Origin of the sequence: Psychrobacillus sp. MER TA 171, assembly GCF_023713305.1 — a bacterium.
GTDB lineage: Bacteria > Bacillota > Bacilli > Bacillales_A > Planococcaceae > Psychrobacillus.
This window is the reverse complement of record NZ_JAMAWN010000001.1, coordinates 152,182-165,932: the sequence shown is the minus strand read 5'-3', so window position 1 is coordinate 165,932 and position 13,751 is coordinate 152,182. Positions and strand designations below refer to the sequence as shown.

The window sequence follows — 13,751 nt, the reverse complement described above, 5'->3', positions numbered from 1 at the left end:
CCCTTCTACTGATTTTTCTGAATTATATGTTTTTATAGTAACGTATAATGATATTTAATGACATGACGTTAATAGGACTGTAAATAAAAAAGAAGCAGTCAGTGGGATGCTGGCTACTTTTTTGATCGAATTGAATTGTGTGGGAGTTGTGTGTGACACAGGGACACACACAACTCTCTCTGCAACAGTTAGTGCAACACTTTCATATTTTCCCGCAACACTTGAATCGATTTCTGCAACACTTAATCACTTTTGCGCAACACTTTTCATTCGTGCAACACTTCCGGCTTTTTGCGCAACACTTTCACAGTTTCCCGCAACACTTGGATTTGTTTCTGCAACACTCAATCAGTTTCCCGCAACACTTTACGTTTTCCACCTTGCTACATGCATGCCCACTCTCTTCATACCACACTTTGAACTACTTTGCTTTACGCTACAAAGGGAAAAATTCATCTACCGGTGATAAATCTCTATGAGCTGTGATCAAATCGATATCAAATATACATGCGGTCACCAAGGACGAAGCGAATTGTATGCAAATTGTGTCTGACACAGGGACACACACAATTTCCCCATCTAAACAACAAAAAAAGCAGCCAGGTATCACCCCAGCTGCTTCTGCAAACAAATTGTGCGAGAATTGTGTCTGACACAGGGACACACACAACTCCCCAATCCACTACAACTCCCCACCAACCTCAAACCCCCAACGACACAATCTCCCTCTCGCTGTATCCTAATTCCTTCAGAATCTCTTTTGTATGCTCCCCGATGTTAGGTATAGGGTTCATGACGGATTCGATTTCGTCAAAGGTTACGGGTGGTAAGAGTGCTTTGAGTTTTCCGACTGGTGATTCAACCTCTCTCCAGCGATTACGTGCTTCTAGCTGAGGATGATCTATTAAATCGTTTACGGTATTTAGGCGTGCGTTTGCTATTTTTTCTGCTTCTAACAATCGGATGACTTGGTTGGGATCCACCTTTTGGAAAACTTCTTCAATGATGATTTTTAATGAGTCTTTATTGGCCACACGATTTGAATTGTTGTTAAAGCGCGGATCTATTGCTAGGTCAGGATTGCCTAGGACCTTTGAGCAAAAATGGATCCACTCCCGTTCGTTTTGGATACCCATGAACACTAGTTTATCGTTGCCTGCCTTGAATGGGCCGTAGGGATAAATAGTTGCATGGCTGGCACCTGTTCGTTTAGGTTCACTATCTCCATAACCGGAATAGTACATCGGATAGCCCATCCATTCTGCTAATGCCTCTAGCATCGATACTTCTAAAACTGCTCCTTTTCCCGTTTTGTAACGAGCAATTATAGCTGTTAGGATGCCAGTATATGCGTACATTCCTGCCGCAATATCGGCAATTGATATTCCTGATTTAGATGGAGAATCTTCTGTACCTGTTACAGACACAAGTCCTGCTTCACATTGGATTAACAAATCGTATGCTTTTTTGTTCATATATGGGCCGTCACTACCATATCCGGAGATGCTGCAAATTATGAGCTGCGGAAACTTTTCTTTAAGCTCTGCGGCACTAAAGCCAAGCCGATCTACCGCACCAGGTGCTAGATTGTGAATGAATACATCTGCTTTAGATAGTAGTTTTTCTAAAACGTTTTTCGCCTCTTCTTGTTTCAAATCAAGAGCCAAAGATTCTTTAGATCGGTTGATCCATACAAAGTGACTCGACATGCCATTGACAGTATTGTCATAGTTACGTGCAAAATCACCCATTCCCGGTCTCTCCACTTTGATCACTCTGGCCCCTAGGTCTGCTAATTGTCTTGTAGCAAAGGGTGCGGCCACGGCCTGCTCTAAGGATACTACGGTGATATCTTGTAAAGGCAACATCTACATTCCTCCTCACATTTTAAACTAAACCAATCCACTTCCACCACGTCGCTGCAACCAAGACAGTAGCGATAATGGTTATAATAGTTGCGTACAATCCAGGCTTTAAAAAGTCTTTTTGTGAAATCATTCCGCTGCTATGAGCGATTACGTTAGACATCGATTCTACAACTAACATATAACCGAAGACACAGGATAAACCAGTTGCGAAGCCAATTGTTAACGGGTCTAGCCCTGCATTTTGAGCAACGCTAATTATAATAGGAACCAAGATCACTACTGCTGTGGAAACATTGGAAATCATTTTATGGAATAATTGTGCCATCACACTTACTACCAATACCGCCAATAAAGGATATTGAATAATATTCGTAAACCAATCTACACTCAAATAGTTACTAATTATATCTGCCGCTCCAGAGTCTACAAACACATACCCCATCGATAAAGTTACACTTAATAGCAGCACGGTATTGTAATTAATTTGAATCACCTTTTCCCAATAGGCAATCCCTACTTGAGGCAGGGTCAAGAGAACAACACCCAATAAAGCGGGAATACTCGGATGCATTCCATGGAGCGGTTCCGTTAACCATAAACTAACGATTAAAATTAAGATGACGAGACAGTTGATCTCTTTTTTATTGACCGGTCCTAACTCTTCTAGTCTCTTTTTCATTTCGCCTTGAATCATAGGGAAGCTTTGCTGTTCTTTTGGTAAAGGAAATACCTTTAATAGAAGAATCCATATGGAAGGAATTAATATGAGCCATAACGGAAACGTATAAAGGAACCACTGGAAATAAGTGATGTTCACTCCTGCAAAACGATTAAGAATCTCCACCGTTAATATATTACCGATTGCAGCAGTCATGACTGCAGTTCCGCTAATTACCCCTCCATAGGCGACTCCTAGCATAATCATTTTCCTTAAATTACTTCCCGGCTTTGCATTAACAATCTCGATAATCATTTTCGAAACCGGCATTATTAAGGCAGTTCGAACCGCGGTAGTTGGAATAAAAAATGCTTGGATTTGCTGAATGATAATGATACTTCCTAATAAGCCCTTCGCATGACTTCCCCACCTTATTAAAATCTTGTAGGTCAATCTTCTAATAAGAGAGGTTTCATTCACCGCTGTTGCTAGCATCATTCCAGCTACAATTAAATAAGTAGCTGGCGAAGCAAAGCCACTAAATATAACGGAGGTATCTGCTACTTTTAGAACAAGCATAAGCAATAAGATAATTAGACCTGTAAGCCCCATTGGAATAGGCTCTAAAGCCCATAAGATAATACCTGACGTAATAATGCCGGTCATTATTTTAGCTGAGTACGAGAATGTGTCTGGTAAAGATAGAAATATGATAAAAAAACTCACTAGTGCTAGTGCAATAGCTGCATAGTTTTTATAGTTCTCTTTTAACACAAGACTTCTTCGCAATTTATAAAGCATGACAGATCCAACCGCCAAAGTGATTCGTCTTGAAGAAGTTTGCAATCCGGTGAAACCCAGCTTCAGAAAGTAAGCCTCGTATTTCTTCTTCAGAGATAGATGATTCGGTTAATGTTGCGTTCATTAACTCCTCTACCTTCTCTTCTGACAAGTTCGTCGTATCCAGCCAATAGTTTTTCCAAAGGTTAACCAGTTCTTTAAACTCTAACGAATTCGGATCTCCGTATTTACTAACGAGTATAAAAGGGCTTCCCGGTTTCAAATGGGCTCTAATTTGTTTTAAGAGTGCCAGCTTATCCTTTACGTCCGGTACGAAATGAAGAACTAAGATACACGTTGCTGCATCAAACGTATAATCAGGAGGAACTATCTCAATTGTTCCATTGAAGAAATCGACCCGATTATTCATGTCCAGTTGCTCTACCTTCATCTTCGCCACCTCAAGCATCGCCGTTGATGGATCTACAACGGTAAACTTCCATTCTGTATTGCTAGGTCCAAAAGCATTTAGCTCGTTACCTCCTCCACCTCCAACTACTAGGAGAGAGGCTTCCTCTTTTAAGTTTGCCCGTAGAAAAGTTTGCGAAAGCCGAAGCATTGGATCGTATGTAGGGAGATTTCGTCTTATCCCTTTGTCATACTCAGCGGCCGTTTTATGATCAAACTCCAGTTTATTAGACAACTTCTCGCCTTCCTTCTCTTTGATATAACCTTTTATTTCCCGATAGATGATAGCAAGCTATACAAATCTGATTTTGCTTCAAAACCAATGCCTGGAATGTCCGGAAGCCTTACATATCCGTCTTCAACGGCATAGTTATCGGCAAATCCACCAAATGGCTGAAATACGCCTGGGTATGATTCATTCCCATGAAGTGCTAATCCCGCAGCTATGTTCAGTGACATCTGATGACCTCCATGAGGTATACAACGTCTAGAGGACCAGCCGTGTTCATTTAGCATTTCTAAAATACGTAGATATTCTACTAATCCATAGCTAAGCGCACAGTCAAATTGAAGAAAGTCTTTCTCCGGGTTCATGCCTGCATATCGGATTAAGTTGGTTGCATCCTGTAAGGAAAAAATATTTTCCCCAGTTGCAATCGCATGTGGATATCTCTTGGAGAGTTCAGCCTGCAGATGATAGTCCAGAGGGTCTCCCGCTTCTTCATACCAGATCAATTCATAGTCTTTAATCTTCTCTCCAAATTCAATAGCATAGTCTAAGTCAAAGCGACCATTTGCATCGACCATCAGTCCACTTCCTGAAGGTAAAATCTCTAGAACTGCTTCGATACGCTTAATATCTTCACTTAAAGAAGCACCGCCAACCTTCATTTTCACATCCTTATAGCCGAGCTCAAGATAACCCTTCATTTCATCTTGGAGTTCCGTTAAGCCTTTGTCTGGGAAATAGTAGCCTCCAGCTGCATAAATGTATACCTTTTCGTCTACCTGACCATTCCCATATCGTTCTGCAAGAAGCTGATATAAAGGCTTTCCTTCTATTTTGGACACTGCATCCCAAACAGCCATGTCTATTACACCAACCGCAACCGTTCTTTCTCCGTGTCCCCCTGGTTTTTCATTTGCCATAATGATGGCATGTATTTTATGTGGATCAAGGTTAGTCCCATCATCTGTTAAAATATCTTTCGACTCAGCCTCAAGTAATCTAGGAATAAATCGTTCTAGTAATAGACTTGTAGGCGCATATCGGCCATTCGAGTTAAATCCATAACCAACAACTGGCTTTCCATCTCTTACCACATCTGTTGTGATGGCTAATGCAGATGCTGTCATTTTACTAAAATCAATATAAGCATTTCTAATTGGACTACTAATTGGCACAGTCTTAACTTCTATATTTGTTATTTTCATATCAAATCATCCTTTGTTTTTTATTTTGGCTATGTTAAAGAGTAGGGTTGATTTATGATGCATAGAAAAAGAAATCTTTAAATCAGGGTGAGCGATAAGCCATCACCCGTCGCTTACGCGCGCGGTTGTGATGTCTGATCTGTCTCACTCATCCCACTGGAGTCACCGTCTGTCGCTCCAATCAATAAATGGAACAGCTTTAGCATCGATAAAGCGCTAATAAATTAACTCGCATAAACAAAGCAGAAAAACTGTCACCAACCCCAGTCTCATAATTTATTGTCTCTTATATAATCTTTCCAGTCGTCACTATAATAAAGAATGGTTAGTCAAAATAAACCAATAACTTTAACAGAGCTTTTTTTATTTTAATATTCCGAATATTTCATACGGAATCTATTACTATATTTTTAGCTTTCTTGTACACTGGATAATCTACAAATTGACTATTTACCATTATCGATGCTATACCGTTTTGTTCTGCATTTTCAAATGCTTCCACGACTGCTATTGCTTGATCTATTTCTTTTTGAGAGGCTGAAAAGGTTTGGTGGACGGCTTCTATTTGCTTAGGATGAATGATTAATTTCCCTTTAAAGCCAAGTTGTTTGGCAAGTTTCGCTTCCATTTCCAATCCTGCTTCATTATCTAGCTTAGGATAGACAGTATCTATAGGAGCTACAATGCCCGCGGCTCTGGAAGCAATGACAAGCTGGGAACGAGCGAATAATAACTCCAATCCATTCGTTGTAAGTTCACAATCGATATCTAATGAAAAATCGATAGAACCAAAAGCCATTCGCACAATTAACTCATCTGCTGTCGCAATAGAATAGGCAAACTGGATTCCTTTTGCGGTTTCTATTAATGGAATTACTTGAACTGGCTTTAATTGATTGGTTGAATATTCTCGAGCGATCTCACAAACAGCCTTCATGCCCTCGGAGCTTTCTGATTTGGGGACCATAATACCTGCAGCCCCATTCGATAATGCGCATTTTAAATCTTTCTCCCAAAAAGGGGTATCCAAGTCATTGATTCTTACAATCAATTCTTTTTCATCCCTAAACTTAATCAATGCTTCCTTAACTATTTCTCTTGCGCTATCTTTTTCCTTTACCGCTACCGCATCCTCTAAATCGAGAATCACAGAGTCAGCTTTTGAATGAATGGCTTTTCTAATTACTTCCTTGTTACTTCCAGGCACAAATAAATAGGAACGTGCAAAATTCATAGATTTCCCCTTTCTTAGGAGTATTTATGTCGCCATTTAGGAATTCACGCCTTCAATTTTTGCAATAATAGCATCCGTCACCTCTGTTGTACTATGGTTCCCTCCAATATCAGAAGTCTTGATGCCTGACTGTAAAGTATGTTCAATCGCCTCTAATAAGATAGTTCCCATTTCTGTTTCTCCAAAGTGATCTAGCATCATTTTGGCTGTCCAAATTTGCCCAACCGGATTTGCTATTCCTTTTCCATAAATGTCAGGAGCCGAGCCATGAACAGGCTCAAACATGGAAGGGTATTTGCCATTTAAATTTATATTGCCAGAAGGTGCAATTCCGATGCTTCCCATAATGGCTGCTCCAATATCACTTAAAATATCTCCAAAGAGATTACTAGCCACCACTACATCCAATGTGTGAGGTCTTGTAATGAAAAAAGCGGAAAGGGCATCTATATGTTCACTTTTAGTTGGAATATCCTTATAGTTTTGAGAAACCTCCGCTAATACGTCATCCCAAAACGGCATAGAGTGAGCGATTCCATTTGATTTGGTTGCACTCGTTAAATGACCATTTCTCTTTGTAGCTAGCTCAAAAGCATATTCCATGACCTGCAAAACAGCTTTTTTAGTAAAAACGGAGTTCTGAACTACTATTTCATCTATCCCTTGATGGATTCGACCGCCGCTACTGCTATATTCACCTTCACTATTTTCTCTAACAATCATAATATCGAAATCTCGTGGATGGCTTAATGGAGAAACTATTCCCTTAATATGCTTAGCAGGACGAATATTAATGACTTGTTCAAATTCTCTTCGAATTTTTAACAAGAGGCCGCCTAAGGAAATATGATCCTTTACGAGAGAAGGGTCTCCTACAGCTCCTAAAAAAATAGCATTGCTTTGACTTAGCAAATCTAACCCATCATCCGGCATCATTTTCCCATGCTCAACATAATACTGCGAACTCCAAGGATAATGAGTATAGTTGAACGTTAAGCCTCCATGAACCTTTGCGATTGCATCTAGTACTCTTAATGCTTCAGGTACTACTTCTTTTCCTATTCCATCTCCCGGAATGACAGCTATCTCTAACCTTTTCATTATATTTCCCCTTCCATGCATACCTTTTACTTACTGTCTTCCACTCATTTCAATCATTTTTATTAAGTTATCCTTCGTACGAAGAATATGCGTCTCGATTACATCCCTTAATTTGATAGGGTCATTTTCTTTAACATATTTCACCATTAGGCTATGTTCCCTATGAGATTCTGCTAGATGATCCACTAGGACACTTGGCGTATACGGAGGTATCCCTTTCCACAGGGTATCGATGTACCCTTTAATCCTTCTCCAAGGGCATGCTTCTATAATTATTTGGTGGAAATCTGCATTCATTTTCATGTACTTTTCCATGTCTGTCTCGCTATGATCTAATTGAATCATCTGCTCATATAGTTCTTCTAAATCTCTAATGTCCTCTTCGTCTAAAAAAGGTAGCGCCTTTACAGCAGCCTCTCCCTCTAGCATGGCTCTCAGCTGATAAATCTCTTCAATATCATCAATAGAAATAGGTGTGACGATTGCACCTCTTCTTGGCTCCATTCGAACGAGCCCTTCTACCTCAAGCTGTTTCAACGCTTCTCGCAAAGGCATTCTACTTACTCCTAACTTCGCTGCCCACTCTTCTTGCATAAGACGGTCTCCCATCTTAAATTCTCCTCTTAATATTAAATCTCTTAATTTAGTAGTAACTTTAAACTGTAAGGTTGATCGATCTAACTCTGTAAGTTTTAATTTATCCATAATATGCTCCTTGAGTTCCCATAGTATCTTCCTAATATTTTGGAATTAACAATGCACTTATGCTTTTATTTCTACATCAAACATTTCCTCTATATGCTTTACTATAGTTGTATGGTCTTCGTTTCCTCTACCTTCTGACCAAGCCTGCTTCCATAATTGATAGGAAGCACTCGATATAAACATAGGTACCTTTTCATCTTCTGCCATGCTCATTGCAATTTTTAAGTCCTTCACCATTAAATCTAGTGTAAATCCTACTTCGAAGTTTCTAGTTAGTACTTGGTTCGGAAATTTAAAATCACTCGAGAAGCTTTTTCCTGTGCTTGTATTTATCACGCTTAGCATCTTAGTTGGATCTAGACCCAGCTTTACACCAAGAGCTATTGCTTCTCCTGTTACCGCCAAGGTTGCTGCTGAAATCATATTGTTTAGTGCTTTCACCGTGTGGCCTGCTCCAATATCACCTACGTGAATTACATTTTGCCCAATCTTTTCCAATAGAGGTTCAACTTCTGCAAAATTGGAAGCGTCTCCTCCAACCATTATCGACAGTGTGCCTTCCTCTGCTTTTTTTACTCCACCACTGACTGGAGCATCTATCATTCTAAATCCTGCATGTTTCATCATTTTGTTTATTTCTTTCGTTTCAGAGGGAATGGAAGTAGTCATTTCAATAAGTAAGCTATTTGAGCTAAACCCCTTCATCAATCCTTCCTCGCCAACTAGTATTTCCTTTACGATATATACATTAGGGAGGACCGTTATAACATATTGAAATTTAGCTGCTAAATCAGCTGGACTCTCTGCTTCTTCTGCACCAAAGCTGGCATATGTTCGCATAAATTCTTTATTAACGTCGAAGATCCCTACTTCTACTCCTTGTTCTAAAAGCCTCTTAGCCATCCTGCCACCCATGTTACCTAAGCCTATAATTCCAACTCTCATTAAGGTTATCCCTTCTTTTCAAATAGATTTCAACCGTCTATTGCTTAAAGTTGGCTGTTCCCTCCTCGTAAAGGTCCCCACCATGAATATCATTTATAACAAATACAGGAAAGTTCTCTACCGTTAACTTTCTAATGGCCTCTGTACCTAAGTCTTCATACGCAATCACTTCCGATGATTTGATGGAACGCGCTATTAATGCTGCTGCTCCGCCAACTGCTCCAAAGTAGATGGCTTTATTTGTTCTCATCGCCTGCTTTACTTCCTCACTGCGATATCCTTTCCCAATCATGCCTTTTAGTCCTGCTTCCAGCAGCCTCGGTGTATATGCGTCCATTCTCCCGCTAGTCGTAGGGCCAGCTGAACCAATAACTTCTCCAGGTCTACCAGGAGTTGGTCCAACATAGTAAAGAACTTGATTGGTGAGGTCGATAGGAAAAGGTATACCTTCAATTTCTTGCTCAATCATTCTTTTGTGCGCCGCATCTCTGGCTGTATAAACAACGCCTGACAATAAAACACGATCTCCTGCTCTTAAAGAAATCAAATCTGCCTCTTGTAAAGGTAGGTTAACTTTTTTCTGCACAGTAGCTCTCCTCACGTTAACGTAATAGTTTGATGGCGACTGGCATGGCAGTTAAGATTGACAGCTACCGGTAGTGCCGCTATATGGCAAGATTCTACTTCAACCTTTACATCCAATGCTGTTGTACTTCCCCCCATACCTTGAGGACCAATACCAAGTCTATTAATCTCATCCATCAGCTCTTGTTCTAATTGTGCAATAACCGGTTCCTGATGCCGTACACCTATTGGTCGAAACAAAGATTTTTTTGCTAAGTAGGCGCATCGTTCGAAGTTTCCTCCAATTCCAACTCCCACCACAAGAGGAGGACATGCATTTGGCCCTGCTTCTTTTACGATAGATAGAATATAGTCCTTTACACCATCCATTCCCGCTGATGGCTTCAGCATTTTTAAATCGCTCATATTTTCTGCTCCGCCACCTTTGGCCGTCATATGAAGTGTAAGCTCATCCCCTTCCACAAGCTCAATATGAATCACAGCAGGTGTGTTATTTCCTGTGTTTTTGCGATTTAAGGGATTATAAATGATTGAATTTCTCAAATACCCGTCCTTGTAGCCTTTGGAAACTCCTTCATTAATCGCTTGCACTAGGCTCCCTCCAACAATCTGACACCCTTGCCCTAGTTCCACGATAAAGACTGCGGTTCCCGTGTCCTGACACATTGGAACTTGTTCTGCTTTTGCAATATCCGCGTTTTCAATTAATTGGGAAAGAATCTCTTTACCAGTTTCCGATTTTTCGGTGTTTAACGCCTTCTTAAAAGCAGTGTACACATCATCACCTAAGTTATAGTTCGATTTCTTACACATCTCTGCAACCTGTTCCACTACCGTCTCATAAAGAATTACGCTCATCCTTCACCCTCCCCTCTCTTTTTATCCCGAACAATATAAAATGTACCAAGCCCCTTGGCTACTAAATCCCCATTTTCATCTGTGATATTACACTCTGAAACGACTGTGTTTTTTCCTTGATAAAGTATAGAAGGACTTGCTAATAGATAAGCGCCCTGCCCCTTTTTAATAAAGTTAACTTTTAACTCCAGTGTAAAAACCTTTTCATCCTCTTTTAAATTGCTTAATATACTAAATCCTATTGCAACATCACAAAGCGTATAAATGGCGCCACCTTGTGCAACTCCATATGTATTCTCATTTTGAATTCCAAGGTCCATTTTGGTTGTTCCATCTGAGTTTTGTGTTACCCCTAAAAATCTTCCTAAAAAATGCATAGGTATATCCTTTGTATCTCTATTTTCAAAAGGTGTTTGATAAAGAGAGAGTAAATACGATATTTGGTTTAACTCACTTCCACTCAGCGATTGAAGATTCGTTTGAATAGATTGTATTAGTTCATTTTTTTCCTTATAATTTTCTTCCATCCTTGCACCCCTCTCTCTTTAACAAATATCCCTTTAAACTTCAGCCATCAGGGCTGATATATTGTCCATGATTTCTAGTGCTAAGATGCTATCAATAATTTGTTGTTTATTTTCCGGTGGATGTTGTCCTGTCATGTGCTCAAACTTTTCAATAAGTTCATCTGAAGTAACCGCATTTTCAGGGTCTCCTTTTGGAAAGTCCGTCTCTTTAGAAATAATCTCTCCATTTGTCAAAACAACCTCGACCATAGAGCCCCATTTTTCTGGATAACTTGCATTGATCCTCGAGTCTATCCCTACGTTTACTCGCTTCAAAAGCGCCCGTATGTGACTGTCCCATAATGTAGACTCATTAAAATCTGTTAAACCGGCGCTGCCTTTTAATATTGCCAATGCTGAGCAAAATTGTAAGCTAAATTTAGCTGCATACTCGGTCTTCGGATCGTCATTATCTGTTATATCTATAGCTGCCTTGTATGACTTCACTGTTATTGACTCAATTTCTTCAAATTTTGGATTGTTCTCTTTGAAGACTTCTATTAACAAATCGATGGCATGATGCGTATGACGACAGGAAGCATGAATCTTAAAGGAATTTTCCATTATTTTAAACTCTGAACCTAAACCTTCTGTTATTTTCGTCACGTCATACTCGTCACTCATGGCTTTAAAGAATCCACGATTACCCTCCAGGATTTTAAGCGGTCCAGTAAACCCTTTTTGAGCTAAAAGTGCTGCAAGAATGCCGTTCATAGATGCTTTTCCTGAATGAAGCTGCTTGGTCATTGCTCCATCCTCTATAAACTCCCACAGACCAGCTGCCTGTGTACCTGCATTACCTAATGCATGCACCGTTTCTTCCTCTGTAAGCTGAAGTAGTTTAGCCGCCGCAATAGCTGCTCCAAAAGTTCCGCATGTAGCTGTATTATGCCAATAATAATAGTGGGACGGAGAAACTGCTTCTCCGATTCTAAAACAAACTTCATAGCCGGCAACGATGGCTGTAATTAAGTCCCTGCCAGATAATTGTTTCCACTCCGCAATCGCTAACGCAGCTGGAATAACTACTGTTGCCGCATGGATAATAGATCCCTTATGGATGTCGTCTAGTTCCACGACATGACTGGATGCCCCATTCACTAAAGCTGCCTGTAAGACGGAGGTTTTCCCTCCAGTAAAGAGGCTAGCTTGCTCCTTGCCTCCCATTTCATCTATTAAATCACTAATCATTTGAATTGGTGGTTTATCCGAACCAGCTATAGCTGATCCGAAATAATCCAGTATACATAGCTTCGTAAACGATATTACCTCTGCAGGAAGCTTTTCGTAGGTCATGTCAACACTGTATTTTGCCAAAGCCTTACTTAACTCCATTTGCTCATTCTCCTTTTTAGGGGTCATAGCATCAGTCACCCTGAATGCTTTAAAACGATCTCGGTAATCCTAGGACGTGCTGACCTACATAGCTAACTACTAAATTATTAGTTACTGGGGCAATTACAAATAGTCTCGCCTCCCTAAACTTTCGTTCAATATGATATTCAGTAGCAAATCCGTACCCACCAAATGTGTCCATAGCAGCATTCGCTGCTTTCCATGTTGCTTCGGAGGCTAAATATTTTGCAATGTTTGCCTCTGCCCCACAGTTTTCGTTTGCATCGAACATGTTAGCTGCTTTATCTCTCATCAGCTTAGCTGCTTCAATCTCCATATAAGAACGAGAAATTGGGAATTGTACCCCTTGATTTTGGCCAATAGGTCTACCAAAAACTTCACGCTCGTTTGCATATTTCACTGACTTATCGATAAAATACAAGCCGTCCCCAACACTTTCTGAAGCGATTAAAATACGCTCTGCGTTCATCCCACTTAATACATATCGGAAGCCTTTCCCTTCTTCTCCTATTAGATTCTCAACCGGAATCTCAACATTCTCGAAGAACACTTCCGTCGTAGCATGATTAATCATCGTTTCAATGTTACGAATCGTAATTCGATCCTTTTGATCCTGCATATCTAAAATGAATAAACTTAAACCATCTGTCTTTTTCGCCACTTTGTCCTTCGGCGTAGTCCTTGCCAGTAATAGCATTAAGTCCGAGTAGTTAGCTCGAGATGTCCATATCTTTTGCCCATTTACTATATACTTGTCTCCTTGACGCTCAGCTGTAGTAATTATGCTCGTGGTATCACTACCAGCAGTTGGCTCTGTAATACCAAAGGCTTGAAGACGTAGTTCTCCACTTGCAATTTTCGGTAGAAACCTTTTCTTTTGTTCTTCGTTTCCATGGCGAAGAACAGCTCCCATTGTATACATCTGTGCATGCCCAGCGCCTGCATTTCCTCCAGAGCGGTTAATTTCTTCTAGTATTATTCCCGCCTCGATCATACCAAGGCCAGCCCCGCCGTATTCTTCGGGTATTAATACCGATAACCACCCTTCGTCAGTTAAGGCTTTTATAAATTTCTCGGGATACTCCTGCTTTTTATCTATTTCTTTCCAGTAATCTTCCGGAAACTTTTCGCATAGAGAACGGACACTTTTCCTAATAAGATTTATATCTTCCTGGGTGCTTAATACCATTCGT

General features: G+C 40.2%; 13 protein-coding genes. All 13 read right to left on the bottom strand.

Features of this window, described 5'->3' with window-relative positions; all coding sequences use genetic code 11:
* Window positions 1-701: 701 nt before the first annotated feature.
* On the bottom strand, window positions 702-1,868 hold the full coding sequence (locus tag M3627_RS00725; protein ID WP_251552566.1) for a CaiB/BaiF CoA transferase family protein: 1,167 nt from the start codon (window positions 1,866-1,868) through the stop codon (window positions 702-704).
* Between the two features lie 19 nt (window positions 1,869-1,887).
* Complete coding sequence (locus M3627_RS00720; RefSeq protein WP_251552565.1) at window positions 1,888-3,327, bottom strand: SLC13 family permease; 1,440 nt, start codon at window positions 3,325-3,327, stop codon at window positions 1,888-1,890.
* Entirely contained in the window at window positions 3,317-4,009 is a 693-nt protein-coding gene (locus M3627_RS00715) for a class I SAM-dependent methyltransferase (RefSeq protein WP_251552564.1), read from the bottom strand. Before M3627_RS00715 ends, M3627_RS00720 begins: the two co-directional genes overlap by 11 nt.
* A gap of 32 nt (window positions 4,010-4,041) precedes the next feature.
* Window positions 4,042-5,208, bottom strand: coding sequence for a mandelate racemase/muconate lactonizing enzyme family protein (locus M3627_RS00710; protein WP_251552563.1), 1,167 nt, complete (start codon window positions 5,206-5,208; stop codon window positions 4,042-4,044).
* Window positions 5,209-5,593: 385 nt separating this feature from the next.
* Window positions 5,594-6,442 carry an HpcH/HpaI aldolase/citrate lyase family protein gene (locus M3627_RS00705; protein ID WP_251552562.1) on the bottom strand — a complete coding sequence of 283 codons (849 nt, stop codon included), beginning with the start codon at window positions 6,440-6,442 and terminating at the stop codon, window positions 5,594-5,596.
* A gap of 36 nt (window positions 6,443-6,478) precedes the next feature.
* Entirely contained in the window at window positions 6,479-7,543 is a 1,065-nt protein-coding gene (locus M3627_RS00700) for a tartrate dehydrogenase (RefSeq protein WP_251552561.1), read from the bottom strand.
* A gap of 30 nt (window positions 7,544-7,573) precedes the next feature.
* Window positions 7,574-8,248, bottom strand: coding sequence for a GntR family transcriptional regulator (locus M3627_RS00695; protein ID WP_251552560.1), 675 nt, complete (start codon window positions 8,246-8,248; stop codon window positions 7,574-7,576).
* Between the two features lie 57 nt (window positions 8,249-8,305).
* Window positions 8,306-9,193: an NAD(P)-dependent oxidoreductase gene (locus tag M3627_RS00690; protein WP_251552559.1), complete on the bottom strand. Its 888-nt coding sequence runs from the start codon at window positions 9,191-9,193 to the stop codon at window positions 8,306-8,308.
* Between the two features lie 37 nt (window positions 9,194-9,230).
* Window positions 9,231-9,779, bottom strand: a complete 549-nt coding sequence (locus M3627_RS00685; RefSeq protein ID WP_251552558.1) for a Fe-S-containing hydro-lyase — start codon at window positions 9,777-9,779, stop codon at window positions 9,231-9,233.
* Window positions 9,780-9,790: 11 nt separating this feature from the next.
* Window positions 9,791-10,636 (bottom strand): fumarate hydratase, encoded by an 846-nt coding sequence (locus M3627_RS00680; RefSeq protein WP_251552557.1) that lies wholly within the window; start codon window positions 10,634-10,636, stop codon window positions 9,791-9,793.
* The gene (locus M3627_RS00675) at window positions 10,633-11,163 is read right to left on the bottom strand and encodes a PaaI family thioesterase (RefSeq protein WP_251552556.1); all 531 of its coding nucleotides are present in this window, start codon (window positions 11,161-11,163) and stop codon (window positions 10,633-10,635) included. The genes M3627_RS00680 and M3627_RS00675 overlap by 4 nt, the downstream gene beginning before the upstream one ends.
* A gap of 33 nt (window positions 11,164-11,196) precedes the next feature.
* Window positions 11,197-12,564, bottom strand: coding sequence for an MmgE/PrpD family protein (locus M3627_RS00670; RefSeq protein WP_353056445.1), 1,368 nt, complete (start codon window positions 12,562-12,564; stop codon window positions 11,197-11,199).
* A 22-nt stretch (window positions 12,565-12,586) separates the two neighbouring features.
* On the bottom strand, window positions 12,587-13,747 hold the full coding sequence (locus M3627_RS00665; protein ID WP_251552555.1) for an acyl-CoA dehydrogenase family protein: 1,161 nt from the start codon (window positions 13,745-13,747) through the stop codon (window positions 12,587-12,589).
* Between the last annotated feature and the right edge of the window lie 4 nt (window positions 13,748-13,751).